Consider the following 24811-nt stretch of genomic DNA (forward strand, 5'->3'; position numbering starts at 1 on the left):
CCGCGCTGGTCGGCTGCGGCGGCCATGCTTTTGCTACTCGCCGCCCTGCGGGCTGAAGGTTTTCCGCATCGTCTCAGTGTAGTGGGCGTCTGATGTCGTCCAGCGGAGATCGGCGACCATCCTGGTATCGGCTCCAGCCAGGTAGCGCACTTGCCTTGCCTCGTCCGTCGCCGCCGCGAAGATCGCCTCGGCCACTTCCTGCTCGTTGCAGTAGGGCGTCGGGTAGTTTGCCATCTTCTGGAAATAGGTCTGCGCATATGTGCCGTAGTCATCCGGGATCAGGCCGTTCATGCGGTCGCCGCTATTGGCCGTGAAGCTAGTTGTCGGCGCATAGCCGGGCTCGACGAGGCGAGCCTTGATGCCGAAGGGTTCGAGTTCGTAGGCAAGCGATTCCGTGAAACCCTCGACGGCCCATTTGCTGGCGCAGTAGACGGCGACCATCGGCATTGGGCCGATGCCGGCGCTCGATGTGACGTTGATGATGGTGCCGCCGCCCTGTCTGCGCATCACCGGAATGATCGCCCGGCAGGCGGTGAAGACGCCGAAGCTATTGGTTTCGAAGATTTCACGGGTGACCGCATCGGGTGTTGCCTCGAAGGCTGAGGCGAGGCCGATCCCGGCATTGTTGACGAAGGCGTCTATCGTGCCGAAGGCTTCGATGCCGGAGGCGATCGCCGCGCGGATGCTGTCGTCGCTGGTAATATCGAGCGGCAGGACCTTGAGGCGGCCGGTTTTATCCGCGAAGGCCGCCTTCTCCGGCTGTCGCATCGTCGCCAGCACGTTCCACCCCTTGTCGAGGAAGAACTCTGCTGCTGCCTTTCCGTATCCTGTCGAGCTTCCTGTGATCATCATCGTCTTGGCCATGTCGGGCTCCTTTCGTTGTCAGGGAGCATAGACAAGTCTCAAAGACGATCTATAATCAGAAATCCATAAAACATTGTAGATCGTCCATCATGGATCCTTTCAGCGACCTCATTGGCCTGCTTCGGCCGCATGCCGCCGTCTCCAAGCCGATCACCGGCCGCGGCAAATGGGGCGCGCGCTACCGTCCCTATGGGGCGCCTGGATTTGCCATTGTACTCGAGGGTGCCTGCTTCCTTCAGTTTGACGAGGAAGCGCCGATCCGGCTTGCAGCCGGCGATTTCATTCTCATTCCATCGACGCCGGCGTTCTCGCTGTTCAGTCATGCCGAGGCAGAGCGGCTGCCGCGCGAACCCACCGATCAGCCGGTGCGGCATGGCGAGGCGGAAGGCGAGGCGGATTTCCGGATGCTCGGCGGCGGCTTCCAGATCGAGCCGGTCAATGCAGGGCTGCTGCTGGCACTGCTGCCCGGGATCATCCATATCCGTGCCGATGAGGGCGAGGCCGACCGGCTGAAGCGCATCATCGCGCTGATCATGGAAGAGAGCGTGGCCGACCGGCCGGGCCGCGAACCGGTGGTCGAGCGGCTGCTGGAGGTGATGCTGGTCGAGGCGCTGCGCTGGGGCGGCGGTATGGATGCCGGGCCGGTGACATCGGGCATGCTGCGTTCGATGCGTGATCCCTCGCTCGCCCGTGCTTTGCGGGCGATGCATGCCGATGTCTGTGCGCGCTGGACCGTCGAGGGGCTGGCGAAGCTGGCGGGCATGTCGCGCTCGGCCTTTGCCGCCCGCTTTGCCGAGGCTCTTGGCACGACGCCGATCGACTATCTCGCGCAGTGGCGGATGGCGCTGGCGCGCGATGCGCTGAGCCGTGGCGATATCAGCCTCGAGCGTCTTGCCGGCGACATCGGTTATGACTCTGCCAGCGCGTTCAGTACCGCGTTTCGCCGCCACAACGGCTGTTCACCGCGCGAGTTCGGCCGTGCGCTAGGGGATAGATCAGCTCAATCGGCGTGACGCGGACGGCGGCGGACGAGGTCGTCGCCGGCCTGTGGCGGCAGGCGCCAGAAGGTGATGACGCTGGAGGCGGAGACCAGACCGACGACGGCGAAGGCGATGTGGAAATCCGAGAGCAGCAGCCCGCCGCCATGCAGGCTGCTGGTGATATCGAGCGAGGCGCCCGCTACCGCCACGCCCATGGCCATCGAGACGCGCTGGGCCACCGCATTGATCGCCGTCGCCTGGCCGGTATCGGCCTCGTCGACATCGCCGAAGGACATGGCGCTGATGCCGGAGAAGGCCATCGAGCGCAGGATGCCGCCGATCAGCAGGCAGCCCATGATTAGCCACATCGGCGTGCCCGGATGGAAGAGCGCGTTGATGCCGAGCAGAATGGCGGAGATGAAGGTGGTGACGATCAGGATGCGGCGGAAGCCGAAGAGCGCGAAGGTGCGGGCGGCGCCGAATTTCGAGCTCAGCGATCCCACCGCGGTGATGAAGGTCACCATGCCCGACTGGAAGGGTGTCAGCCCGAAGCCGAGCTGCAGCATCAGTGGCATCAGGAAGGGCAGGGCGCCGAGCCCCATGCGGAAATTCGAGGCGCCGATGATGGAAGCGCGGAAGATCGGATAGCGGAACATCCGCGGGTCGAGCAGCGGATGCTCGGTGCGCTTGGCATGCCAGAGATAGGCAATGCCCATGAGTATGCCGATCGCGATCGTCGTATAGCCGTAATACATCGGCAGCGCCGGCAGGCTGACGACGGAAATGCCGAAGACGAAGGCGCTGAAGCCGATCCCCGAGAGAAAGAAGCCGGTAAAATCGAGCGGCTTCGGTTCACGCGGCTCGACGGGTGGCAATAGCTTCGTGACGAGAATGGTGCCGGCTATGCCGATCGGCACATTGATCCAGAAGATCCAGTGCCAGCTGAGATAGGTGGTGAAGAAGCCGCCGACGGGCGGGCCGAGGATCGGGCCGACGAGAGCGGGGATGGTGAGCCAGGCGAGCGCATCGACCAGCTGGTGTTTCGGCGTTCCGCGTACCAGCAGAAGGCGGCTGACGGGCGTCATCATCGAGCCGCCGGCACCCTGCACCAGCCGCCAGAAGACGAAGGCGCCGATCGAGCCCGAGAAGGCGCAGCCGATCGAACCGATCATGAAGACGCCGATGGCGGTGCGGAAGATGTTGAGAGCGCCGAAGCGATCCGCCATCCAGCCGCTGATCGGAATGAAGACGGCGAGTGCTACAAGGTAGCTGGTGACGGCCAGTTTCAGGGCGATCGGCGAGGTGCCGATATCGGCGGCGATTGCCGGCAGGCTCGTCGCGATGATCGTCGAATCCATGCGCTCCATGAACAGGGCGATGGCGAGAATGATCGGCGTAAGGCGGGGCAAGGATATGTCCGGTCAATGATGCGCGGCCGTTATAGGACGCATTGCGGCCGCGCACCAGTTCAACTTCTCGCAGGTTATCTGCCCTTCAGCCCGAACAGGGCCTCGGCATTGCGGAAGCAGATCTTTTCCATGTCTTCCTTGGGAAGGTCGAGCGAATTCAGGATCTTCAGCGTGTCACGGATATAGCCCGGACCCTTTTCGGGATCGAAGGGCGAATCCGAGGCGAAGAGGATGCGGTCGCTGCCGTAGAATTCCAGGCCGCAGATGGTGGCTGCCTTCGAGCCAAAGACGGCGGTGTCGGCGTAGAAATCCTTGAAGTAATCGAGCGGGCGCTTCTTCAGGCGCTTCAGCACCAGCGTCAGGTCCTCATCCGTGGTGCGCTTGCCGAGCTGGTCCCAGCCCGGGCCGACGCGTCCTTCGAAATAGGGCACCATGGCGCCCATGTGGTGGGCGAGAACCTTCAGGTTGGGCAGGCGGTCCATGAAGCCGGAGAAGACCAGACGGGCCATGGCGGCGCTGGTCTCGTAGGGCCAGCCGAAGGTCCACCAGATCTCGTATTTCGATTTGTCCTCGGTGGCGTAGTCGGTCATCGAGGCATTGCGCGAGGGGTGCAGCAGCACCGGCTTGTTGTGCTTGGCGGCGACTTCGAAGATCGGGAAGAAGCGCTCCTCGTCAAGCGGCGCGCCGTTAACGTTGGTGTGGATCTGCAAGCCGTTGGCGCCGAGTTCGGTGAAGGCGCGTTCGGCCTCGCGAACGGCAGCGTCGGGCGCGTTCATCGGCAGCGCGGCGACGAAGCCGGCGAAGCGCTCGGGATATTTCTCGACGAGTTCGGCCTGGCCGTCATTGGCGATGCGGGCAAATTCGGTGGCGAGTTCCGGACCGCCCATGGCTTCCAGCGGCGGCATGCCGAGCGAGATGATCTGCCGGTAGTCAGGAAACTCGTCCATGACGCGGAAGCGGGTTTCGAGATCGTAGATGCAGGGTACGCCCTGCATGCGACGGCCGATATCCTTGCCGGCGCCTTCGAGCTTCTGGATGCGCTCCCAGAGCGCCTTCGGGAAGAAATGGTTGAACGCGTCGATATAATACATGGGGACTCCTCCTCAGTCGTCTATGTCTGGCCGCTTCAGCCGCGCTTCAGGCGGCGGACGAGATAGGCGAAGGTCGCCTTGAACATCTCGTCGCGGAACATGTGCTTGCGCTTGGCCTTGATATCCTCGGGCTTGCCGAGCGCCTTGGCGCCGCCGGCAGCCTCGACCCACAGCTGCATCATGCAGGCGTTTTCGAGCGACAGCGCCAGATAGATCGCCTGCTCGATGCTGGCGGCGGCGGTGACGATGCCGTGGTTCTGCAAGAGCATGGCGCCATGCTCGCCGAGGCAGGCGGCAACCGCCTTGCCGCGCTCGGCGGTGGTGATCAACTCCGTGGTTTCCGAGAAGACCGGCAGGCCCTCGGCGAAGATCGAGCCCGGGTGGCCGACCGGCTGCAGCGGCTTGCCGAGCGCCGAGAAGGCGGTGGCATAGGGCGCGTGGGTATGAACGACAGCGTTCAGATCCGGCCGGGCGCGCAGCACCTCGGAATGAATATAGACCTCGTTGTGGCGGCCGAACTCGCCATCGACCTTCTCGCCGTCGAGATCGACGGTGATGATGTTGTCGAGGGTGATCTCCTCGAGGCCGAATTTCGACGGCTTCATGTAGAAGCGATCGGGCTGATCGGGGACGCGGATTGAGACGTGGCCACGGGTCCAGTCGCCCTGGCCGGCGGCTTCCAGAATGCGGCCTGCCTCGATCATCCGCTGCTTCAGGTCTTCATGCATCGTCTTGTTCTCCGAGGAATTGTCGCAGCGGATGCCGCTGCCGGACCAGGCCGGTTCGAATGCGGTGCTGCTGTCGTCGCAGGCGCTACACACGGTGCTTGTCGCCGCGTTTGCGGCCCTGCGAGATGTCGAGGAAGAGATCGGTGGGGGCCACCTTGTGGTCGATCAGACCCTGCTGGTGCGCGTAGCCGATCACGGTTTCCAGCGTCCTGGCGTTCTGGCCGTCGAGGCCGTAGGCCCAGGGATCGTCGCCCATGATCGCCTGCTGTTCCTCCCAGGCCTCGCGATACCAGGCGAGCGGCACGATGCGCGGGTTTTCCATGCGCTTCATGGCGATCTGCTTGGCTTCCTCGAAGGCGATGTAGAGATTGATCGGCACCCAGGGGTGGCGGGCGACAATCTCCGGGCGGATGCCCATGACATGCATAATCGGGAAGATGCCGGTGCGCTCGTAATAGGCGATCTCCTCGGCCTTGTAGTCGGGGAAGAGACGGCCGACGCGCGGGTCGCGCTTCTTGATCGGGGCAATCAGATCAGGGTGTAGCAGGGCGTCGATCTCGCCGTCGACAAGCATCTGCTCGATCGACTTGTCCTCGCCGATCTTGTGCAGCTTCAGGCCTGAGGGAAGCTTGAAATCGACGTCCTCATCGAGCTCCGAATACCAGGTGTTTCCGGACAAGAAGCTCGGCAGCGGCTAGGAACCCGGCGCATCCCGCCTCGGGGCGGGATGTGTCGAGACGAAGGCTTCGGCCTCGGCCCGCAACCACTCGCAGAAGATGACGGATTTGCGGTTCCGCCTCGCGCGGCGCAGCGCCACATATTCGTGGCCGCTGTCGAGAAAGCCGAAGGGGGCCGCCAGCCTGTTGTCGCGGATGTCGTCCGTGACGTAGGGCCAGGGCGCGACGCAGACGCCGAGCCCTGCGCCTGCCGCTTCCAGCATGAAATAGAAGTGTTCGTATTCGACGCGCGGTCCGCTCTCGATGTTTAAACCCGAGCGCGCCAGCCAGTCGCCCCAGGCGCGGAGCCGGGTCTTGGTGTGCAGCTGCGGCAGGCCGCCGATCTGTGCCGACAGGGCCGGAGAGACCACCGGTCCGGTCTGTTCGGGAAAGAGCGGGATGACATCGGCGCCCTCAGGCCAGGGTGCCGTGCCGACACGGATCGCCACGTCGAAGCCGTCGCGGGCAAAATCGACCGGCCGGGACGAGGCCGTCAGCCGTACGTCGATACTGGGATGTTCGGCCTGGAAGCGATAAAGCCGCGGGATCAGCCAGCGCATCGTGAAGGTGCCGGGGCAGGAGACATCGAGCGGGCCATCGCCGGTATCGGCAACGGCGCGCACCGACATGTCGATCTGATCGAAGGCAGCGACCAGCCCCGGCAGCAGCGTCTGGCCAGCCTCCGTCAGCCGCATCCTGTTTTTCGGTCCTTCGAACAACGCTACGCCGAGAACCTCCTCCAGATGCTGGATCTGGCGGCTGATGGCGCTGTGCGTCACGTTCAGCTCTTCGGCCGCCAGCGTCATGCGGCCGTGGCGGCCTGCGGCTTCGAAGGCGCGGAGCGCATTGAGGGAGGGCAGACGTCTTGCCATGTGCGTTTTAGGAACAATCTGTGTTCGAGCTTATCGGTTTTCATCCCGGAGAATATGATGTTTTCTCCAGTTGCAACACTAAGGCAAAGCCGCTGAGCGCACAACAGGTGCTGGATGCCCAGGCATTCGGCAGGGCGAAGCTTTGCCTGCCAAAGGATGGAATCATGAACAGCAGACATGTAGACGGAAGTGCCGGCGACGCCAATTACGGCGTGATCGGCACCAATTATACCCGGTACCGGCAGCCCGATCCCCATATCGCCGCCTTCATCTGGAGCGCGCTGGGGGATGCCCGGACGGTGCTCAATGTCGGCGCCGGCGCCGGTTCCTACGAGCCGACCGATCGCGCGGTGACCGCCGTCGAGCCTTCGGCCTCGATGCGCGCGCAGCGTCCGGCGCATCTGCCGGTGGCGATCGACGCGGTGGCGGAAAAGCTGCCCTTCGCCGATGACAGCTTCGATGCCAGCATGACGACCTTCTCTGTTCACCAATGGTCTGACCTCAAGGCCGGCCTTGCCGCGATGCGCCGTGTGACGCGCGGACCTGTCGCGGTGCTGAGCTGCGACCCGGACGAGCTGCATCGCTCGTGGCTGCACGCCTACGCCCCTGAAATGATCGCAGTCGAGGCCAGCCGTTATCCGCCGCTTGCGGCCATCTCCGGCGCCTTGGGTGGGATGATCGAGATCAAGCCAGTGCCGATCCCGCTTCACTGCACCGACGGCTTCAGCGAAGGCTATTACGGCCGCCCCGAGCGGCTGCTTGATCCCGGCGCACGGCTTGCCAACTCGGCCTGGAGCTTCGTCGATGCTTCCGTTGGCGAGCGCTTCGCCGAAGAGCTCGGCCGCGATCTGAACGATGGCAGCTGGGACAGACGCTATGGCGAACTTCGCTCGCAGCCGTTCTTCGAGGGATCGCTGCGGCTGATCGTTTCGACGCCGTGAACGGATAGCGGCTTACAACTCACAGCTTTCAGGCAGTCCCGTCGCCTATGCAGCGAAGGGGCTGCCTTGCCGGATGGCGATAAAACCGATAGAAGTTTCTTTCAGCTTTCGGATTTTATCGGAAACGAAATTCAACGAAATCAGCAAACTGCGGGATAAAATTTTAAAACCGGCGAAGTTTCTTGCCGTTGCCCGTTGCTAAATTTCAAATTGATCCTATATTGGGTTCATCGACCATTGCTTGTGACGTCGCTCAAGAGCGCTTTTGCCTCTTCAGATTTCCTTCCAAATAATCGATCTAGGTCCGCAAAGTATCGCGGAAAAAACAACGGTTGCTTTGAAAGGAGATCGTTATGAATACAGGTACAGTCAAGTGGTTCAACGCCACCAAGGGTTTCGGCTTTATCCAGGCTGACAACGGCGGCGCAGACGTTTTCGTCCACATTTCTGCAGTTGAACGCGCAGGCCTGCGCTCGCTCGCAGACGGACAGAAGATCCGTTTCGACATCGTGCAGGACCGCAAGTCCGGCAAGAACTCGGCGGACAACCTGCAGGCTGAATGAATTTGTCACGGCTCGCGCGACCACGGATGTACTGGCGCGCTGAGACGATGACGGAGGAAGGTCGGGATTAGTCCCGGCCTTTTGTTTTTTCATCTGATACGGAGAACGGCATGACGAACCGCCACTACCGGCCGGGCGATAGCATCGTTCTGAAGCCGGGAATTCTTGGAAGCGTCCAGCCGGGCGGCGCCGGCCGCGTCGTGTCTGTCATGCCGGCAGCACAGGGCTTCGTCCATTACCGCGTCAGATTCCAGAACGAGAATTGCGAGCGAAGCGTCCGCCAGGACGATATCGACGTTCTGGCATCGTCAGGCCGCCCCGCCGCCGAGGTCAAGGTGACGGAAAGCCCGAAATCGAGCTGGATCAATTCGAACACGATCCGCATCAAGAAATAACGGCCGTTGGCCGATTAAGGAGACGTCTTGCAGGTACTCGTCCGGGATAACAACGTCGATCAGGCTCTTCGCGTCTTGAAGAAGAAGATGCAGCGCGAGGGTGTGTTTCGCGAAATGAAGGCGCGCAGCGCCTATGAAAAGCCTTCTGAAAAGCGCGCTCGCGAAAAGGGCGAAGCGATCCGCCGCGCCCGCAAGCTTGCTCGCAAGCAGGCTCAGCGCGAAGGCCTCCTGCCGGCTCCGAAGAAGAAGATCCTGGCGCGCGCCCGCTAACCGACCGTCATACCGGGACAGGCACTCCTGAAGGAGGAAAGCATGACCAAGACGAAAGACAATCTCTTCAAGCCCGAAAAGCTTTCGGCGCAGGCGAAGGCGGAAAACACCGCCTCGATGGCCAAAGAGATCATGGCCGGCGAGCTCATCGAGCGGCAGAAGAAGACCGAGAGACTGCGGGCGCTGCGTTTGGCGCAGCCCGTAGCCGAGCCGCCCGCGAAGAAAACACGCGCGGCCAGCAAGAAATCCTGAGTTCATTCTCATCTTGAGAACGCCGCCGTCAGGCGGCGTTTTCGCGTCTGGGCATATCAGCCCCGGGCTGTTGTTTTCGGCCGGTGAATGCGCGCCTCAATGGCGCGGGCCGATTGTCCACGCAGCGTCTGCAGCGTGGTCATCGGGAAGGTGATCTCCGCCAAGGCGCGGATGAAGGCGCTCTCCTCAGGCTTCGAAAAACGCACGAAGACGCTGCCTTCCTGCTGCCGGATCTGCGCGCAGGTGATGAAAATTTCCGATGTTCCGAGACAGAGATAGAAGTGCGCGGTCAGCTGCTCGATGCCGCGCGCCTGCAATATGGCGCCGGTCTCGCTGATGCTGACGATGCGCACCTGCCGGGCCGTGAAGGACTTCACGCCCTTGACCGGGCAGAGCGCCCGGGCAGCCAGATTGACCCGATGATAGGCAGGCTCGGCGCTATCGCCCGCAAAGGCAAGCCGCGACAGGTAGTTGCGGTGGGTGTTCGAATTCAACATGAAATGACTGCGAAAAAGATATTAACGAATTTTTAACCATGTAGCCGCCGCAAGCCGGAAAGGCAACGCGCATTGCGTGTGCCCCGATGCAAAGATGTTGATGATTTCCTGCCCGGAGAGCTGCCGGCCGCGGGCAGGGTGAGTCGGGCAGCGGTTCGCCCGAACGCGGCTGCGGTGGGTCGCCGGCGATGGCCGCTGGCCATGCCCGGACAGGTATTCTGTATCGAAACGGAAAGGCTGCAACGTGGCCGCTGTGGACCGTAACCCTTCGTTAAGGTTGATCGCCTGGCAATTGGAATTTCCGGCCCGTGCCAGGGCTCAAGCACCCTAAAATGGCTGGGCGGCTTTTGGCCGACCCTGATGATTTTCCTTAAGATGGTGTTTTATGTCTAATATTTCCGATGACCTGCCGCCGATCGGACCAGATAGCGCCGGTGACGGCGTGGCCAGAACCGGAGCTGCCTGGCAACGCCTGCGTCAGCATGAGGCAGATCTGCTGTTCTCCGCCGTACCGCCGGAAGTTGTGGAGGCGCAGCGTCCGGAGCTGCGCAAAAAGGTAAACGACATTCCTGTCGAAATCGAGGTGGTGATCGGGCGGGCGCGTGTTTCGGTTGCCGAGTTGATGCGGGTCGATCCGGGTCACAGCTTCCGGCTGGATAGCCGTTTCGGCGAACCGGTCGAGCTGCTGGTCAATGGCCGGCTGATCGGCCACGGCGAAATCGTTGCCGATGCCGATGACAATGTCGTCGGCGTGCGGATCGTTCGTCTCGCAGGTTGAGAGCGTTTTCATTGGGGGCAAGTGCATGGGCCATCAGGCCCGCAACGGCGCCGGTCAGGATTGCGGGGGCATCCGGCACGAAGGAAACTGCAAGGAAGACATCATGACGATGAGAGCCTGCATAATGACCGAAAGCCATCTGAAGACTGTGCTCGAAATGCTGCGCGACAAGCCGGAGCTGGGTGCTGCGCGACAGCTGGTGGAAGCGGCGCTCACGGAGGTCGAAACTGTACGGAGGAGCCATGCCGCGGCCTTTCAACAGGCCGGACGGCGGAGGGCGAGGTGAGGTGGCGGCGGGGAACCGAAGGGGCTTGCCCGCTCAACTCCCCAGCAGCAATGCGGCGAGTGCCACCTGCGAATTGACGCCGAGTTTGGAGTAGATATTCCGAAGATGCGTCCGGACCGTCTCGTAGCTGATCTGATAGGCCGTCGCGACTTCCCGTGGCGTGTTTCCCGAGGCGACGCTGAGAGCGACCTTGATTTCGGTCACCGTCAGTTTCGAGGTTTCCATGAGGGCGTTCTGCCGGTCTTTCAACGGGGCGGCCACGATCGGCTCGGCAATGACAGCAACAGTCGGCCCTTCCAGAAATTCCGTGAATGCGCTCGACTGAAGCCTGACGATGGTCAGGCGATAGCTGCCTTCCTTTCCGTCGCCCTGGACGATGGCGGTATAGGGCCCCCTCTGTCCGTCGTGGCGGGATGCGAGCCACTCGAAGGCTGCCGCCGACTTCTGGCATCGAATGCTGATCCGCCCATCGGCGGCGACGCGAAACGGAAACCCGGCGGCGATGATGTTTTCAGCCGTGCGGTTCGACCAGCGCACCTTGCGTTTGTCCGACACGTAGATGAGGCCGGCACCGATGCTGTCGAACAACGTTCGCAGCGCCTGATTGTCAGGCGCAAGCAGGTCGCGCTTGCGGATGAAATCAAACGCGCGCTTCAGGTGAGGGGCAAGCAGGGTGTAGCGCTCGGCGGCCTTCCTGTTGCGCTCGGGATCGGAGGAGGAGGTCGCTGTCGAAAGAATGAAGGTGCGGGCTTCTTCACGGATGATGGAGACGCCGATACTGGTTTCGCAGCCCGCCTGTCGCTTCAGCCAGTCATTGTAGAATTCGGTCTTGACGAGGTTCTTTCGGGCAAAGATATCCTCGCCGCACAACCCGCGGCCGACCGGCACAAGGCCCATGCGCGGGATCCACGGATTGACCGACGCGAAGTGATTGCTGAACTGATCGACCTCGTCCTTGGTGAACCCTGAAATATAGGGAACGTGGGCAACCGGCGAGGCAAGATCGTGGTAGTGCAGAGCAGCCTTGCCGTCGGGAGAAGTCTTGGCGACGGCATCCAGAAAGCCCTGCCAGCTGCATTCGCCGAACAGGCTTCCGTAAATCATATCGATCAGATGAATGGCGGCATCGGCAGGCTGCGGCATTTCTCAGGCTCGCAAAACACAAGAACACGTCTTGGTTGTCGCAAATCGGCACGGGATTGACCAGCCCTTCAAAAGAAGATGGTCACATGGCCGTCCGGTCATCGGATGGCCGCACGGCGCCAGGTGCGCCGCCCATACTCCAGGTGGAGCATGCCCTGCACGCGAAGGCGCTGTAGACCGACAAACGGGCGGGGTTTGCGAACGGACGGGTCTGTCCGGACGCTTCCCTTGCGCCCGTTTATCAAGGGGAAGGGGATACAATGAAACTCAGATATTCGCTCGCCGTTCTGATCGCTTTCGGACTGGCCGGATGCCAATCGATCCTGAAGGAAGAGCCCGCAAAGGGAACGCTACCGACCGGAAAGAAAGTCCTTGTCGATGACGGCACCTGCCCGCCCGGACAGGTGAAACAGGTGACCGGCGCCACAGCCGGAAATCCGCGTATCAAAGAATGCGTGCCAATGCCGAAGGGGTGATGTCAGAAAGGATTGGCGCACCCGACAGGATTCGAACCTGTGACCTTTGGAATCGGAATCCAACACTCTATCCAGCTGAGCTACGGGTGCATGCCGTGGCGGTTTGAATCGCCTGTCCGATGTCGTGGTTCTTAGCCTAGCTTTCGGCGCTCTTCAATCGCCAAATGGTGAAATCGGCGGAATGGCTGGCGGTGTCACCGGAATTCTAAGGAAAAGCCCGCCGGGCCTTGGCGCGGCGGGCTTTCTGTTGTGCTGATGTCTCAGACCTGCATGGCGCCGGGGCCGGGGATGGCCTTGGGCGGGACCTTGCCGAGGATGATCATGCCGAGGACTTCGTCCTTGGTGACGTCTTCGGTGCGGGCGTGGCCGACGACCTGGCCGTTCTTCATCACCGAGACGCGGTCGGCGAGGTCGAAGACGTCGTGGATGTCGTGGCTGATCAGGAAGATGCCGATGCCTTCCTTCTTCAGCTGCTTGATCAGCTCGCCGACCTGCGCCGTTTCCTGGGGGCCGAGCGCTGCCGTCGGCTCGTCCATGATCAGGATGCGGGCGTTGAACAGGATCGCGCGGGCGATCGCCACCGATTGCCGCTGGCCGCCCGAAAGCGCTTTCACCGGCTCCTTGAAGCGGCGGAAGTTCGGGTTCAGGCGTCCCATCACCTCGCGGGCCGAAGCTTCCATGGCGACGTCGTCGAGCGTGCCCCACTTGGTGCGGATTTCGCGGCCGAGATAGAGGTTGGCGGCGGCATCGACATTATCGGCGACGGCAAGCGTCTGGTAGATCGTCTCGATGCCGTATTTCTTGGCATCGCGCGGATTGCGGATATCGGCCGGTTCTCCATTGATCAGGATATCGCCCGAGTCGCGCTTGTAGGCGCCTGAAAGGATCTTGATCAGCGTCGACTTGCCGGCGCCGTTATGGCCGAGCAGGGCGACGACTTCGCCGGGGTAGAGATCGACCGAGGCGTTGTCGACGGCGTGGATGCCGCCGAAGGAGATCGAGATATTCTTCAGTTCCACAAGGGGAGTGCGTTGTTCAGTCATTACTCGTACTCCTCTTACTTCGCACGCGAGCGGTAGACCGTGTCGAGCCAGACGGCAACGACGAGGACGGCACCGACCACAACGTTCTGGATGGGGGTATCCACATTTGCGAGACCCATGCCCGACTGCAGCGACTGCATGACGAGCGCGCCGAGCATGGCGCCGGCGACCGTGCCGGTGCCGCCTGCCAGCGACGTGCCGCCGATGACGGCCGCGGCAATGGTATAGAGCTCGTAGGTCGTGCCCTGCGAATTCGCCGCCGCGTTAAGGCGGGCGGTCGAGATCGCCGCGGCAACGGCTGCGAGGAAGCCCATCAGCGCGAAGATCTTGACGGTGACCCAGCGGGTTTTGATGCCGGCAAGTTCGGCTGCTTCAGGGTTGCCGCCGATGGCGAAGACATAGCGGCCGAAGCGCAGGCGAGTGGCGATGAAGGTCATGACGATGCCGACGAGAACGGCGATCAGCACCGGTACGGCGATGCCGTAGGAGATGAACAGTCCGGTCTCGGGCCAGGCGATGGCGTGGGCTTCGGCATATTTCTTGGCGATCGCCACCGGCCAGTAATAGATGGTCGAGACCCAGATGGCGCCGAGCACGAGGGCGCAGCCGAGAACGGCCAGGAAATACTCCGCCCAGAGCGGGCGGCGCGGGAAATTGAAGCGCTTGCGCTGGTGGCGCGAACCGATGATGCCGATGACGATCAGCAGGCAGGCGATAAGCCCGATGATCCAGCTCCAGGTGGCGCCGACGGCACCTTCCGCACCGCCGCCCATGATGCGGAAAGTGGTGTCGAGGGGCGCGACCGTCTGGCCCGACGTGACATACCAGGCAAGGCCGCGCCAGGCGAGGAAGCCGCCGAGCGTGACGATGAAGGAGGGCACGCCCATGAAGGCGATGATGACGCCCTGGAAGAGGCCGATCAGCGTGCCGGCGATGAGGCCCGCGGCCAGCGTGATCACCCAGGTCCAGGAATTGTCGAAGCCCAGATATTGCGGCAGGAATTTCGCCTGGACGACGCCCATGATCATGGCGACGAGGCCGAGCATGGAGCCGATCGACAGATCGATGTTGCGGGTGACGATGACAAGCACCATGCCGGTCGCGAGAACGGCGATTTCCGTCGTCTGGACCGAGAGGTTCCAGAGGTTGCGGGGGGTGAGGAAAAGCCCGTCGGTATAGAGATGGAAGCCGATCCAGATGACCAGCAGTGCCGCGACCATGCCGAGCAGGCGCGTGTCGATCTCGGTGGCGCGCAGGAAGCGCGTGATGGGGTTTGCGTCCGCGGTGCGCGGATGACCCGGTGAGGATTGCGTGATGTCTGCCATGGGTTTGCCGTTCCCCCATTGTTTGGGCCCTGGCCGGGTGCCCGAAAAGCCCAGCCTGAGATGCCCTGTTCTTCGAAATGACCACCGGGATGCTTCCGGAATAGCCGCGTCGGTGACGGCGTTATTCTGGCAGGGAATTAAAGCGTTCGCGGGGCGTTGCGAGGCGGGGAGGCTTCTGAAAGATGCCTGCATCCGCATCCGGCGCCGCAGCGGAAACGCTGCGGCGCCGGCCTGTTGATCAGCTTACGAGGATTAGTCGCAGGCCTTGACGCTGCCGGCCTTGACGCCCTGGCAAGCTTCAGCCTTCGAGATCCAGCCGGCGTCGATGACGACGTTCAGGTTGTCCTTGGTGATGGCCTGCGGCTTCAGGAAGATCGACTGCATCTTCACCTTCTTCGGGCCGCCGTCGAAGGTGGTAACGCCCTGGATCTTGTCCATGGTCGTGCCGCCAGCGAGGTCGAGCGCGATTTCAGCAGCGCGCTTGCCGAGTTCGCGGCTATCCTTCCAGACGGAAACCGTCTGGGTGCCGAGCGCGATGCGGTTCAGAGCGGCCTTGTCTGCGTCCTGACCGGAAACCGGTACGGTGCCACCCATGCCCTGTGCGTCGAGAGCGGCAACGGCGCCACCGGCAGTGCCGTCGTTCGAAGCAACAACGGCGTCAACCTTGTTGTTGTTCGCGGTCAGGAACTGTTCCATGTTGCGCTGTGCGTTCTGCGGCAGCCAGCCGTCGGTATAGGCTTCGCCGACGTTCTTGATCTTGCCGGCGTCAACCGCAGCCTTCAGAACTTCCATCTGGCCGGCGAACAGGAAGTCCGCGTTCGGGTCCGACGAAGAGCCCTTGATGAAGACGTAGTTGCCTTCAGGCTTGACCTTGAAGACGCCTTCAGCCTGCAGGCGGCCGACTTCCTTGTTGTCGAAGGTGATGTAGAAGGCAGCCGGATTTTCGATCAGGCGGTCGTAACCGACAACCGGAATGCCTTCGGCAGCAGCCTTTTCGATGGCCGGGCCGATTGCGTCGGAGTCCTGAGCCAGAACGATGAGGGCGTTGGCGCCCTGCGAGATCAGCGATTCGACGTCGGTCAGCTGCTTGGCAGCGGAAGACTGCGCGTCAGCGGAAATGTACTTCGCGCCCTTGGCTTCCAGCGCCTTCTTGATGGCTGCCTCGTCGGTCTTCCAGCGTTCTTCCTGGAAGTTCGACCAGGAAACGCCAACGACGAGATCGGCCGCCATGGCAGCCGTGTGCACGGAAACGAGGATGGCGGCACCCGCCATCAGCTTCATAATAGACTTCATAAATTATCCTCCCGAGTGATAAGCGGCCAGCCCCAGCCAGTGGTTCCTCCAGCCGCCGCGGATCACTGTCGAGCAACAATGCATTATTTTCTCGACAGTCGAGAAATTAAGTGTCAGAGATTTTTTCAACTGTCAACAGGCCACTACCGGCAGAATCATCCATCACGCATAAGTTGTTGTAGATGGCCTGTGAAACGAGGGCGGAAGCGGGGGAAGGGCGGCTTTATGCTGACCAAATCGAGCACGGAGTCGGTCCGGCAAAGGAATAGCGGGCTGGTTCTCGCTGCCCTGCGCCGCCACGGCGCGCTCGCGCATACCGAGATATCCGACTTCACCAAGCTGTCTTCGGCGACCGTTTCGGCGATCACCGCCGATCTCGAGAAGTCGGAGATCATCGAGCGTTCCGAGCAGCAGGCGGCCAGCGGCCGCGGGCGGCCGCGCGTGCTGTTCCGGCCGCGGCGCGATTGCGGCTATCTTATCGTCGTCATCATCTCATCCGATGCCGTGCAATTTTCGCTGGTCGATTACGCCGGCAAGCTGATCGACCGTTTCAGCGAGGGGCGCTCGCATGATCCGGCCGGGGCTGCGGTTTTTGCCGAAGCCATCAAGGAAGGTCTCGCCCGCATTCTCGAGCGGTCGCGGATCGCCCAGGAGCGGGTGTTGCTGATCTCGATCAGCAGCAAGGGGCTGGTCAATGCCGCCGAGCCGGTGCTGCTCTGGTCACCGATCTTCGGCACCGACCAGATCGATTTCGAGACGCTGCTGCGGCCGGAATGGCGGGCGCGGGTGATCCTCGACAACGAGACCCTGCTGGTTGCCGCTGCCCTTGGCGCGCATGAGGAGAATGTGAAGGGGGCGGATTTCCGTTCGCTCGCTGCTCTCTCCCTCGGCCACAGCATCGGCCTTGGCATCGTCCGGCGCGGCGCCGATGGCGGGCAGGAAATCTCGGCGCCGAATTTCGGCCATATGCTGCATCTGGCAAATGGCGGGCTCTGCCGCTGCGGGTCCAAGGGCTGTATCGAGGCGCATGCCGGCTTCTACGCCATCCTGCGCACCGCCTTCGAAGTGCCGCTCGATACCATTCCCGCCAAGTTCGTGCCGGTCGGGGAACTCGACAAGATTGCCGCCCGCGCCCGCCAGGGTCACCGCATGTCGGCCTTTGCCTTCCGGCAGGCCGGACTGGCGCTCGGCAATGGCCTGTCGCGGATGCTCAGCCTCACCGAACGCATGCCGGTGGCGATCACCGGGCCCGGGACGCGCTACTACGATCTGTTGCGCCAGGGCATCGAGGAGGGGCTGGGGCAATCGCATGTGGTGCGCATGGAGGGCATGCCCGAACTGCGGGTCGTTGCCGACGAGACCAACCTGGTTTTCGAGGGGCATCTCGGCCGCGCGCTGGCGCTTCTCGACGAGGATATTCTGGGTGGTGTCAGCCAGGTGGGATTGGAGCGGTCGGCTTAGGGCCACCTTTCCCTTTCCTGCTGCTGCCGAGAATTGAATCGGGTTCTCGACCGTAAAATCATCAATTGCTTATATTTTGTGCCGGCGGTGGCGATTGAAACTTTCGCGCATCACGCCATCCTTCTCTAAATGCCCAGTTTTTCGGCGCTTTTCGGGGTTTCAGACGATTTTACGAATCTTGCCCGCGAACTGAGCATGGTTCTTGCATTGCAATTTGCGTTGTATTCAAATGAACAAAAAAGGGGAGCCACACCTTTGGCATTTGATGAAATGATTACCGGGGACGAAAGTCCGCGTCAGCCATATGAGAAATACTTCGAGTGGTACAATGCCCAGGACAGGGCGCATCTGATTGCCAAATCCCGCGATGCGGAAAACATCTTCCGGAAAACCGGCATCACCTTCGCAGTCTACGGACATGCAGACTCCTCCGAAAAGCTCATCCCCTTCGACATCATCCCCCGCATCATCTCAGGAAGAGAGTGGCGCAAGCTCGCGCAGGGCATCGAGCAGCGTGTCATCGCGCTGAATGCTTTTCTCGACGATATCTATCACAAGCAGGAGATCATCCGCGCCGGGCGCATTCCCCGCGAGCTGATCGAGAACAACGTCACCTTCCTGCCCGAGATGATCGGCTTCCGGCCGCCGGGCGGCGTCTATACGCATATCGTCGGTACCGACATCGTTCGCACCGGTGAAGACCAGTTCTACGTCCTCGAGGACAATGCGCGTACGCCATCCGGTGTCAGCTACATGCTGGAGAACCGGGAAACGATGATGCAGATGTTCCCGGAGCTGTTCCACGAGAACAAGGTGCAGCGCGTCGAGGACTATCCCTATCTGCTGCGCCAGAGCCTGGCATCGCTGGCGCCTCCCGGCTGCAAGGGCAGGCCGCGTGTGGCGGTGCTGACGCCTGGCATCTACAACTCCGCCTATTACGAGCATTCGTTCCTCGCCGATACGATGGGCGTCGAGCTCGTCGAGGGGTCGGACCTGCGCGTCATCGACGGCAAGGTGAAGATGCGCACGACGCGTGGCTACGAGGCGATCGACGTTCTCTACCGCCGCGTCGACGACGACTTCCTCGATCCGCTGACCTTCCGCAGCGATTCCGCGCTCGGCATTCCCGGCATCATGGATGTCTACCGCTCCGGCAACATCACCATCGCCAACGCGCCAGGCACCGGCATCTGCGACGACAAGGCGATCTATTCCTACATGCCTGAGATCGTCGAGTTCTATACCGGGCGCAAGTCGATCCTCGAGAACGTGCCGACCTGGCGCTGTTCGGAACCGTCGAGCCTGAAATATGTGCTCGAACATATCGAGGAGCTTGTGATCAAGGAGGTCCACGGCTCCGGTGGCTACGGCATGCTCGTCGGTCCGACCGCATCCAGGAAGGAGCGCGCCGATTTCGCCGAGAAGCTGAAGGCGCGGCCGAACAACTATATCGCGCAGCCGACGCTGTCGCTGTCGACGGTACCGATCCTGGTCAACAAGGGGATTGCACCGCGCCATGTCGACCTGCGTCCCTATGTGCTGGTTTCCGACAAGGTACAGATCATTCCGGGCGGGCTGACCCGCGTGGCGCTGAAGCAGGGTTCGCTGGTGGTCAATTCCAGCCAGGGCGGCGGCACCAAAGACACTTGGGTACTGGAGGACTGATGCTCGGAAGAACTGCAAACGGCCTCTACTGGATGTTCCGTTACATCGAGCGCGCCGAAAATATCGCGCGTCTCGTTGATGCCGGCCTGCGCATGTCGCTGACGCGTAGCGGGACGGGTGATGACAATTGGGATGGCGTGCTGCAGAGCGCGGGCGTGCGCGAGGCCTATGACGAGGGCCATACGAAGCTGACGAGCGCCGATGCGATCGATTATCTGTTGCGCGACCTCTCCAATCCGTCGAGCGTCATGGCCTGCATCGACAGCGGCCGTAACAATGCCCGTATGGTCCGCACGGCGCTGACGCGCGAGACCTGGGAAGCGACCAACGAATGCTGGATCGAGCTGAAAACGCTGCTTTCGAAGCGGCTGAAGGCGGCGGAGCTGCCTGAAGTCATCGATGTCATCAAGCGGCAGGCAGGGCTGATCCGCGGGGCGTTCCACGGCTCGATGCTGCGCAACGAGCTCTACAACTTCGCGCGCATCGGCACCTTCATCGAGCGTGCCGACAACACGGCGCGCATTCTCGACGTGAAATATTACGTGCTGCTGCCGTCGGTTTCGCAGGTGGGCTCGTCGGTCGATAACGTGCAGTGGGAATCGATCCTGCGCTCGGTCTCGGCGCACCGGTCCTACAGCTGGGCTTATGACGACGAGTACCGGGCGGCGAATATTGCCGACTTCCTGATCCTCAACGGGCAGATGCCACGCTCTCTCGCCTATTGTTACGAGAAGGTCGTCACCAATCTCGGCTATATCTCGCGCAGCTATGGCGGCGAGCGGCTGAGGGCGCATGACACCGCGGATGCCATCCGCGCTTCGCTGCATTCGCGGGCGATCAAGGACGTGATCGATCAGGGGCTGCACGAATTCCTCGAGGAGTTCGTCAACCGCAACAATTCGCTCAACGTCGAGATCACCAACGGCTACCGGTTTTATGTTTAGGCGGTGAAGAGATGAGACTGAAGATTAGCCACGTCACCGAATACCGCTATGACGAACCGGCGCAGTTTTCCCTGCAGCGGCTGCGGCTCACGCCGCCGAGCGCTTTCGGGCAGAAGGTGATCAACTGGTCGCTTGATGTCGAGGGCGCGACGCCCGAGGTCGAGTATGACGATCAGTTCGGCAATCATGTGAACCTGGTGTCGCTCGAGGGCGCGCAGAAGGTGACGCGGATCGTTGCCGAAGGCGAGGTCGAGACCGATGACCGCAATGGCGTCACCGGCCCGCATACCGGCTTCTGCCCGCTCTGGCTGTTTCTGCGCGATACGCCGCGCACCAAGCCCGGCAAGCTCATCAGGGAACTGATCAAGGGCGTCAGCGGCGACAACGAACTCGCCCGTATGCATGCGCTGATGGCGGCGATCCATGAGGCCGTCGATTACAAGCCGGGCACCAGCGACAGCGAAACCACCGCCGAGCAGGCGATGGAACGAAAGAGCGGCGTCTGCCAGGACCACGCCCATATCTTCGTCTCGGCTGCCCGCGCGCTGAAAGTGCCGGCGCGCTACGTCTCCGGCTATCTGATGATGGAGGAGAAGGTCGAGCAGGCGGCAACGCATGCCTGGGGCGAGGCCCACATTCCCGGCCTCGGCTGGGTCGGTTTCGATCCGGCAAACGAGATCTGCCCCGACGCCCGCTACGTCCGCACCGCGTCCGGCCTCTGCTACCGCGATGCCGCACCTGTCTCCGGCATGCGTATCGGCATGCCGGGCGAGACGCTGACGGTTACGGTGAAGGTGGAAGATAAGGCGCAGGGGCAAAGCCAGAGCCAGAGTTGATGGCCGCACCCGGTGGCGGCGCGATATCGCCGGCGGCCGGGATCTCGTCGGTAACGACCTCGAATTGCGCCAGCTTCGCGGGACCGAAAGCGGTCGATAGGGCAACGTCGGTCGCGTCACGGCCAGTCGCCATCAGGATTCGTCCGATGCGCGGGGTGTTGTGGCGTGCGTCCACCGTGTGCCAATGGCCGCCGAGATAGACCTCGAACCAGGCGCTGAAGTCCATCGGCGCGGGATCCCTGGGAACGCCGATATCGCCGAGATAGCCGGTGCAATAGCGCGCCGGGATGTTCATGCAGCGGCAGAGCGTGATCGCGAGATGCGCGAAGTCGCGGCACACGCCGGTTCTGTCCGTGTAGCCGCCATGCGCAGTTCGCAAAAGGTCGGCGTTCATGTAGTCGAAGCGGATATGGCCGTGCACGAAATCGGCGATCGCCTGGACCCGCGCCCAGCCGAGCGGCGTGCCGGAAAAGGTCTTCCAGGCAAAATCGGCAAGCCTGTCGGTGTCGCAGTATCGGCTGCCGAGCAGGAAGACCAGGACGTCATCGGGGAGATCCTTGATGTCGTGCTGTGCGGCATCGACAGGCACGAGATCCGGCTGGCCGCTATCGTAGATGTCGAATTCGGTCGAGATCGTCGTCAGCCCCGCCGGGGCGACGATGCGCGTGCAGGCGTTGCCGAACGTGTCGGTATAGCCCCAGGCATCGATCGGCTGATTGAACGATAGCGGTTGCTCCGTCAGCAGGTCACCCCGCCGCGAGGGATGGATGTTCAGCACCAAAAGCATCGGGGTGGGCTGAACGCATTCATAGCCAATCGTAAAACCAGCGTGGATCTTCATGGAATGTCCTTTGCGGAGCGGGTTGACACCCGTCAGCGGGCCATCTGGGAACGCCACTGCAGTCGATCGGTTCCATGGCGCCGATGCTTCTAGGACGATCCGGGCTCGGTGGTGACGTTGACCTGCACGGTCATGTCGCCGAAATCGCCGGCATCGCCATCATAGCTGCCCCATAGCGGGATGGCCTGAACCGGGTCGCGCGCGACGCCGACACGGATGAGATCCTGGTTTCCGACGATGCCGTTGGTTGGGTCGAACTCGACCCAACCGGCGCCCGGGAGATAGACCTGGCACCACGCATGCGTCGAGCCGCCGCCGAGCGTCGTCGAGCCGTCACGGTCGGGCACATAGATATAGCCGGTGACGAAGCGGGCCGCGAAGCCGAGCGAGCGGGCTGCCTCCATCATCAACAGCGCGAAGTCGCGGCATGTGCCCTGGCGCTTCTGCAATGTCTGAACGGGGGTCTGCGTCCCGCGCTCGACGCGGCGCGCGTAGGAGAAGCTCTGGCGGATCGCGTAGCAGAGCGTCATCAGGATATGCCCTGTACGCGCCGCCGGCTCGGTGCCGACGAATTGGCGTGCCCAATGCGCAACCTCATTTTCGGGGTCGGGGTAGCGGCGGATAATCGTGCAATCGAGATCCGGCATTTCCTCCTCGTCATAGGCGAAGGGGTAGGTCAGAGCCTCGGTGTCGATCTCCAGATCGAGAGGGACCTGCGCGGTGTGATCCAGGCGGATGTTGGTCTCGAACCGCAGGTGATCAGACGGTCCGGCCATGTCCACAAGGGCAATGCAATTGCCGAAGACATCGTGGATCCAGCGAATGTTGGCGGGCTTGGGTACGATCGCGATCGTCGCATCGAGGAGGCGCTGATCGAAGCTGTCGCGCGGCCGGAACAGCACGCGATGCTGGCCGAAGGTGACAGGGCGCTTGTAGCTATAGTGCGTTACGTGTCTGACGGCGTAGACGGTCATGGTGCCCCTGTCTGCCGGATGCGAGCAGAGGCAGGAGCCGCCGCTATTCGAATTCCGGTATCTGCCCGGACTGAAACAGGATCACCGAGGGTCCTGCTTCGCCGATCGCCACATTGGATTCGCGCGTCCACACGACCACGCCGGCGTAATCGTTGACGAGCGTCTGGGCGACATAGACGGCCGTGTCTTCCTGTTTCATCCGGCGTGGTTCGAAGGCCGGTGTCAAACCACCTTCGGAATCCCTGTTGAAGGCACTCAGCACAATCAGCTTTCGTATTCCGGGCATGGCGCTCTCCATGACCGCTAACGGTTCTGGCTCTGGTTCGTTCCAGATAGGCTTTCCGCTCACAAAGAAAAGGCGGAGCTTTCGCCCCGCCTTTCATCATGTTCAAGACATGGTTGGCTAGTGGCTGTCCTTGCCGACAGCACTGCCACGACATCCCTTGAGGAAGTCGAGGTCGGCGCCGGTGTCGGCGCCCTCAACGTGCTGCTGGTGCAGCCAGGCGTAACCCGAGGTCGGCAGGTCGTGGTGCGGCTTCCATTCGGCCAGGCGCTTTGCCAGCTCCTCTTCGGAAATGTCGAGGTGCAGGCGGCGGTTCGGGACGTCGAGCTCGATGAAGTCGCCGTTCTTGACGACGGCCAGCGGGCCACCGACGGCAGCTTCCGGCGAGGTGTGCAGGACGACGGTGCCGTAGGCAGTGCCGGACATGCGGGCGTCGGAGATGCGCACCATGTCGGTGATGCCCTTTTTCAGCACCTTCGGCGGCAAGCCCATGTTGCCGACTTCGGCCATGCCCGGATAGCCCTTCGGACCACAGTTCTTCATGACCATGACGCAGGTCTCGTCGATGTCGAGATTGTCGTCGTTGATCTTCGCCTTGTAGTCGTCGATGTCTTCGAAGACGACGGCGCGGCCGCGGTGGACCATCAGGTGCGGGGAGGCGGCGGACGGCTTCAGCACGGCGCCCTTCGGCGCCAGATTGCCGCGCACGACAACGATACCGCCGGACTGCGTCAGCGCCTTTTCAGCCGGCAGGATGACGTCCTCGTTCCAGTTGACGACGTCCTTGACCTCATCCCACATGCTTTCGCCGGAGACGGTCAGAGCATCCTTGTGGAGGAGACCTGCTTCGCCGAGGCGCTTCAGCACGACGGGCAGGCCGCCGGCATAGAAGAACTCTTCCATCAGGTACTTGCCCGATGGCATCAGGTTGACGATTGTCGGCACGCCGCGGCCACAGCGATCCCAGTCGTCGAGCGTCAGGTCGATGCCGACGCGGCCGGCCATGGCAAGCAGGTGGATGACGGCATTGGTCGAGCCGCCGATGGCCGCGTTGGTGCGGATGGCGTTTTCGAAGGCCTGCTTGGTCATGATGTCGGAGGGCTTCAGGTCGTCCTTGACCATCTGCACGATGCGGCGGCCGGTGAGCTGCGCCATCACCTTGCGGCGGCTGTCGACGCCGGGGATCGCGGCATTGCCGGAGAGAGCCATGCCGAGGGCTTCGGCCATCGACGCCATGGTCGAGGCGGTGCCCATGGTGTTGCAGGTGCCGGACGAACGGCTCATAGAGGCCTCGGCCTCGAGGAATTCGGCCTGCGTCATCTCGCCGGCCTTCACCATTTCGGAGAACTTCCAGAGATGCGTGCCGGAGCCGACGCGTTCGCCGCGGAAATAGCCGTTCAGCATCGGGCCGCCGGTGACGACGATCGAAGGGAGGTCGACGGAGGCCGCACCCATGATCAGCGACGGCGTGGTCTTGTCGCAGCCGACGAGCAGCACGCAGCCGTCCATCGGCTGGCCGCGGATCGCTTCCTCGACCGCGAGTGCGGCAAGGTTGCGGTACATCATCGCCGTCGGGCGGAAGGTGTTTTCGGAGGCCGAGAACACCGGCACTTCCATCGGGAAGCCGCCGGCTTCCCAGACGCCGGCCTTCACCTTTTCGGCGAGCTCGCGCAGATGGCCGTTGCACGGCGTCATGTCCGACCAGGTGTTGAGGATGCCGATCACCGGGCGTCCGTCGAACAGGTCGTGGGGATGCCCCTGGTTCTTCATCCAGCCGCGGTGATAGATGACGTCACGGCTGGTGCCGCCGTACCATTCCTGCGACCGAAGCTTGCGCGGCCATTCCGCTTTCTTGAACATAGTCTCTGTCCTTCAAGGGCGCCGG

At 62.3% G+C, this 24811-nt stretch carries 28 protein-coding genes and 1 tRNA gene; 13 read left to right on the forward strand and 16 right to left on the reverse strand.

Features of this window, described 5'->3' with window-relative positions; genetic code table 11:
- Positions 1-33: 33 nt before the first annotated feature.
- Positions 34-864: an SDR family oxidoreductase gene (locus J2X43_RS11620; RefSeq protein ID WP_310294114.1), complete on the reverse strand. Its 831-nt coding sequence runs from the start codon at positions 862-864 to the stop codon at positions 34-36.
- 89 nt (positions 865-953) lie between these two features.
- On the opposite strand from J2X43_RS11620, the gene J2X43_RS11625 reads away from it, so the two are divergent.
- The gene (locus J2X43_RS11625) at positions 954-1877 is read left to right on the forward strand and encodes an AraC family transcriptional regulator (RefSeq protein WP_310294116.1); all 924 of its coding nucleotides are present in this window, start codon (positions 954-956) and stop codon (positions 1875-1877) included.
- Here J2X43_RS11625 and J2X43_RS11630 read toward each other — a convergent pair.
- The 5 genes from J2X43_RS11630 to J2X43_RS11650 all read right to left on the reverse strand — a co-directional run bounded on the left by J2X43_RS11630 (position 1865) and on the right by J2X43_RS11650 (position 6660).
- Entirely contained in the window at positions 1865-3235 is a 1371-nt protein-coding gene (locus J2X43_RS11630; RefSeq protein ID WP_310294890.1) for an MFS transporter, read from the reverse strand. The genes J2X43_RS11625 and J2X43_RS11630 overlap by 13 nt on opposite strands.
- A gap of 92 nt (positions 3236-3327) precedes the next feature.
- Positions 3328-4344: an amidohydrolase family protein gene (locus J2X43_RS11635; protein WP_310294118.1), complete on the reverse strand. Its 1017-nt coding sequence runs from the start codon at positions 4342-4344 to the stop codon at positions 3328-3330.
- Between the two features lie 35 nt (positions 4345-4379).
- Complete coding sequence (locus J2X43_RS11640) at positions 4380-5165, reverse strand: class II aldolase/adducin family protein (protein ID WP_310294120.1); 786 nt, start codon at positions 5163-5165, stop codon at positions 4380-4382.
- Positions 5158-5751, reverse strand: coding sequence for a hypothetical protein (locus tag J2X43_RS11645; RefSeq protein ID WP_310294122.1), 594 nt, complete (start codon positions 5749-5751; stop codon positions 5158-5160). Before J2X43_RS11645 ends, J2X43_RS11640 begins: the two co-directional genes overlap by 8 nt.
- 15 nt (positions 5752-5766) lie before the next feature.
- Positions 5767-6660 (reverse strand): LysR substrate-binding domain-containing protein, encoded by an 894-nt coding sequence (locus tag J2X43_RS11650; protein ID WP_310294124.1) that lies wholly within the window; start codon positions 6658-6660, stop codon positions 5767-5769.
- Between the two features lie 164 nt (positions 6661-6824).
- Here J2X43_RS11650 and J2X43_RS11655 point away from each other — a divergent pair, with 164 nt between their 5' ends.
- From J2X43_RS11655 to J2X43_RS11675, 5 genes are all read left to right on the forward strand, one after another.
- Positions 6825-7601: a methyltransferase domain-containing protein gene (locus J2X43_RS11655; RefSeq protein WP_310294125.1), complete on the forward strand. Its 777-nt coding sequence runs from the start codon at positions 6825-6827 to the stop codon at positions 7599-7601.
- Between the two features lie 353 nt (positions 7602-7954).
- The gene (locus tag J2X43_RS11660; protein WP_112390220.1) at positions 7955-8164 is read left to right on the forward strand and encodes a cold-shock protein; all 210 of its coding nucleotides are present in this window, start codon (positions 7955-7957) and stop codon (positions 8162-8164) included.
- Positions 8165-8274: 110 nt separating this feature from the next.
- On the forward strand, positions 8275-8559 hold the full coding sequence (locus J2X43_RS11665) for a cold-shock protein (RefSeq protein ID WP_112390221.1): 285 nt from the start codon (positions 8275-8277) through the stop codon (positions 8557-8559).
- Between the two features lie 27 nt (positions 8560-8586).
- Positions 8587-8829: a 30S ribosomal protein S21 gene (rpsU, locus tag J2X43_RS11670; RefSeq protein WP_112518562.1), complete on the forward strand. Its 243-nt coding sequence runs from the start codon at positions 8587-8589 to the stop codon at positions 8827-8829.
- Between the two features lie 42 nt (positions 8830-8871).
- The gene (locus J2X43_RS11675; protein WP_112390223.1) at positions 8872-9081 is read left to right on the forward strand and encodes a hypothetical protein; all 210 of its coding nucleotides are present in this window, start codon (positions 8872-8874) and stop codon (positions 9079-9081) included.
- A 56-nt stretch (positions 9082-9137) separates the two neighbouring features.
- Here J2X43_RS11675 and J2X43_RS11680 read toward each other — a convergent pair whose 3' ends face one another.
- A complete protein-coding gene (locus J2X43_RS11680; protein ID WP_310294128.1) occupies positions 9138-9578 on the reverse strand; it encodes a hypothetical protein in 441 nt (146 codons plus the stop codon).
- Positions 9579-9963: 385 nt separating this feature from the next.
- Here J2X43_RS11680 and J2X43_RS11685 point away from each other — a divergent pair, with 385 nt between their 5' ends.
- Together J2X43_RS11685 and J2X43_RS11690 are read left to right on the forward strand one after the other, a co-directional pair.
- A complete protein-coding gene (locus J2X43_RS11685) occupies positions 9964-10356 on the forward strand; it encodes a FliM/FliN family flagellar motor switch protein (RefSeq protein ID WP_310294130.1) in 393 nt (130 codons plus the stop codon).
- 103 nt (positions 10357-10459) lie between these two features.
- Positions 10460-10642: a hypothetical protein gene (locus J2X43_RS11690; RefSeq protein ID WP_310294131.1), complete on the forward strand. Its 183-nt coding sequence runs from the start codon at positions 10460-10462 to the stop codon at positions 10640-10642.
- Between the two features lie 33 nt (positions 10643-10675).
- Here the strand turns inward: J2X43_RS11690 and J2X43_RS11695 are convergent, their stop codons facing one another.
- Complete coding sequence (locus tag J2X43_RS11695) at positions 10676-11785, reverse strand: helix-turn-helix transcriptional regulator (RefSeq protein ID WP_310294133.1); 1110 nt, start codon at positions 11783-11785, stop codon at positions 10676-10678.
- Between the two features lie 260 nt (positions 11786-12045).
- On the opposite strand from J2X43_RS11695, the gene J2X43_RS11700 reads away from it, so the two are divergent.
- Positions 12046-12261, forward strand: coding sequence for a DUF6719 family protein (locus J2X43_RS11700; protein ID WP_112518557.1), 216 nt, complete (start codon positions 12046-12048; stop codon positions 12259-12261).
- Positions 12262-12274: 13 nt separating this feature from the next.
- Here the strand turns inward: J2X43_RS11700 and J2X43_RS11705 are convergent.
- From J2X43_RS11705 to xylF, 4 genes are all read right to left on the reverse strand, one after another.
- A tRNA-Arg gene (locus J2X43_RS11705) sits at positions 12275-12351 on the reverse strand.
- 170 nt (positions 12352-12521) lie between these two features.
- A complete protein-coding gene (locus J2X43_RS11710; protein ID WP_112390230.1) occupies positions 12522-13304 on the reverse strand; it encodes an ATP-binding cassette domain-containing protein in 783 nt (260 codons plus the stop codon).
- A 14-nt stretch (positions 13305-13318) separates the two neighbouring features.
- Positions 13319-14629: a sugar ABC transporter permease gene (locus J2X43_RS11715; RefSeq protein ID WP_112515554.1), complete on the reverse strand. Its 1311-nt coding sequence runs from the start codon at positions 14627-14629 to the stop codon at positions 13319-13321.
- A 252-nt stretch (positions 14630-14881) separates the two neighbouring features.
- Positions 14882-15922: a D-xylose ABC transporter substrate-binding protein gene (xylF, locus tag J2X43_RS11720; protein WP_310294136.1), complete on the reverse strand. Its 1041-nt coding sequence runs from the start codon at positions 15920-15922 to the stop codon at positions 14882-14884.
- Between the two features lie 225 nt (positions 15923-16147).
- Between xylF and J2X43_RS11725 the strand changes: the two genes are divergently transcribed.
- The 4 genes from J2X43_RS11725 (at position 16148) to J2X43_RS11740 (ending at position 20828) form a co-directional block, all read left to right on the forward strand.
- Positions 16148-17383 (forward strand): ROK family transcriptional regulator, encoded by a 1236-nt coding sequence (locus J2X43_RS11725; RefSeq protein ID WP_112515555.1) that lies wholly within the window; start codon positions 16148-16150, stop codon positions 17381-17383.
- Positions 17384-17638: 255 nt separating this feature from the next.
- Entirely contained in the window at positions 17639-19048 is a 1410-nt protein-coding gene (locus J2X43_RS11730) for a circularly permuted type 2 ATP-grasp protein (RefSeq protein WP_310294138.1), read from the forward strand.
- Complete coding sequence (locus tag J2X43_RS11735) at positions 19048-19992, forward strand: alpha-E domain-containing protein (protein WP_310294140.1); 945 nt, start codon at positions 19048-19050, stop codon at positions 19990-19992. The genes J2X43_RS11730 and J2X43_RS11735 overlap by 1 nt, the downstream gene beginning before the upstream one ends.
- 11 nt (positions 19993-20003) lie before the next feature.
- The gene (locus tag J2X43_RS11740) at positions 20004-20828 is read left to right on the forward strand and encodes a transglutaminase family protein (protein WP_310294141.1); all 825 of its coding nucleotides are present in this window, start codon (positions 20004-20006) and stop codon (positions 20826-20828) included.
- Here J2X43_RS11740 and J2X43_RS11745 read toward each other — a convergent pair.
- The 4 genes from J2X43_RS11745 to araD all read right to left on the reverse strand — a co-directional run bounded on the left by J2X43_RS11745 (position 20776) and on the right by araD (position 24786).
- Entirely contained in the window at positions 20776-21669 is an 894-nt protein-coding gene (locus tag J2X43_RS11745) for a transglutaminase family protein (RefSeq protein ID WP_112515561.1), read from the reverse strand. The two genes, J2X43_RS11740 and J2X43_RS11745, sit on opposite strands and share 53 nt — an antisense overlap.
- Before the next feature lie 89 nt (positions 21670-21758).
- Positions 21759-22643 (reverse strand): transglutaminase family protein, encoded by an 885-nt coding sequence (locus tag J2X43_RS11750; RefSeq protein ID WP_310294142.1) that lies wholly within the window; start codon positions 22641-22643, stop codon positions 21759-21761.
- Positions 22644-22686: 43 nt separating this feature from the next.
- Positions 22687-22929: a hypothetical protein gene (locus tag J2X43_RS11755; RefSeq protein ID WP_112516086.1), complete on the reverse strand. Its 243-nt coding sequence runs from the start codon at positions 22927-22929 to the stop codon at positions 22687-22689.
- Positions 22930-23046: 117 nt separating this feature from the next.
- Positions 23047-24786 (reverse strand): L-arabinonate dehydratase, encoded by a 1740-nt coding sequence (araD, locus tag J2X43_RS11760; protein ID WP_310294143.1) that lies wholly within the window; start codon positions 24784-24786, stop codon positions 23047-23049.
- Positions 24787-24811 lie beyond the last annotated feature (25 nt).

The sequence above is a fragment of the Rhizobium sp. BE258 genome (assembly GCF_031457345.1).
Taxonomy (GTDB): domain Bacteria; phylum Pseudomonadota; class Alphaproteobacteria; order Rhizobiales; family Rhizobiaceae; genus Rhizobium.

Bases quoted from the DNA above. Each gene is read 5' to 3' on its own strand.
- J2X43_RS11725 (WP_112515555.1), top strand. From the start codon at position 16,148: ATGCTGACCAAATCGAGCACGGAGTCGGTCCGGCAAAGGAATAGCGGG.
- J2X43_RS11635 (WP_310294118.1), bottom strand. From the start codon at position 4,344: ATGTATTATATCGACGCGTTCAACCATTTCTTCCCGAAGGCGCTCTGG.
- xylF (WP_310294136.1), bottom strand. From the start codon at position 15,922: ATGAAGTCTATTATGAAGCTGATGGCGGGTGCCGCCATCCTCGTTTCC.
- J2X43_RS11655 (WP_310294125.1), top strand. From the start codon at position 6,825: ATGAACAGCAGACATGTAGACGGAAGTGCCGGCGACGCCAATTACGGC.
- J2X43_RS11650 (WP_310294124.1), bottom strand. From the start codon at position 6,660: ATGGCAAGACGTCTGCCCTCCCTCAATGCGCTCCGCGCCTTCGAAGCC.
- J2X43_RS11675 (WP_112390223.1), top strand. From the start codon at position 8,872: ATGACCAAGACGAAAGACAATCTCTTCAAGCCCGAAAAGCTTTCGGCG.
- J2X43_RS11625 (WP_310294116.1), top strand. From the start codon at position 954: ATGGATCCTTTCAGCGACCTCATTGGCCTGCTTCGGCCGCATGCCGCC.
- J2X43_RS11700 (WP_112518557.1), top strand. From the start codon at position 12,046: ATGAAACTCAGATATTCGCTCGCCGTTCTGATCGCTTTCGGACTGGCC.
- J2X43_RS11620 (WP_310294114.1), bottom strand. From the start codon at position 864: ATGGCCAAGACGATGATGATCACAGGAAGCTCGACAGGATACGGAAAG.
- J2X43_RS11715 (WP_112515554.1), bottom strand. From the start codon at position 14,629: ATGGCAGACATCACGCAATCCTCACCGGGTCATCCGCGCACCGCGGAC.
- J2X43_RS11745 (WP_112515561.1), bottom strand. From the start codon at position 21,669: ATGAAGATCCACGCTGGTTTTACGATTGGCTATGAATGCGTTCAGCCC.
- J2X43_RS11750 (WP_310294142.1), bottom strand. From the start codon at position 22,643: ATGACCGTCTACGCCGTCAGACACGTAACGCACTATAGCTACAAGCGC.
- J2X43_RS11665 (WP_112390221.1), top strand. From the start codon at position 8,275: ATGACGAACCGCCACTACCGGCCGGGCGATAGCATCGTTCTGAAGCCG.
- J2X43_RS11740 (WP_310294141.1), top strand. From the start codon at position 20,004: ATGAGACTGAAGATTAGCCACGTCACCGAATACCGCTATGACGAACCG.
- J2X43_RS11755 (WP_112516086.1), bottom strand. From the start codon at position 22,929: ATGCCCGGAATACGAAAGCTGATTGTGCTGAGTGCCTTCAACAGGGAT.
- J2X43_RS11690 (WP_310294131.1), top strand. From the start codon at position 10,460: ATGACGATGAGAGCCTGCATAATGACCGAAAGCCATCTGAAGACTGTG.
- J2X43_RS11695 (WP_310294133.1), bottom strand. From the start codon at position 11,785: ATGCCGCAGCCTGCCGATGCCGCCATTCATCTGATCGATATGATTTAC.
- J2X43_RS11680 (WP_310294128.1), bottom strand. From the start codon at position 9,578: ATGTTGAATTCGAACACCCACCGCAACTACCTGTCGCGGCTTGCCTTT.
- araD (WP_310294143.1), bottom strand. From the start codon at position 24,786: ATGTTCAAGAAAGCGGAATGGCCGCGCAAGCTTCGGTCGCAGGAATGG.
- J2X43_RS11710 (WP_112390230.1), bottom strand. From the start codon at position 13,304: ATGACTGAACAACGCACTCCCCTTGTGGAACTGAAGAATATCTCGATC.
- J2X43_RS11660 (WP_112390220.1), top strand. From the start codon at position 7,955: ATGAATACAGGTACAGTCAAGTGGTTCAACGCCACCAAGGGTTTCGGC.
- J2X43_RS11685 (WP_310294130.1), top strand. From the start codon at position 9,964: ATGTCTAATATTTCCGATGACCTGCCGCCGATCGGACCAGATAGCGCC.
- J2X43_RS11735 (WP_310294140.1), top strand. From the start codon at position 19,048: ATGCTCGGAAGAACTGCAAACGGCCTCTACTGGATGTTCCGTTACATC.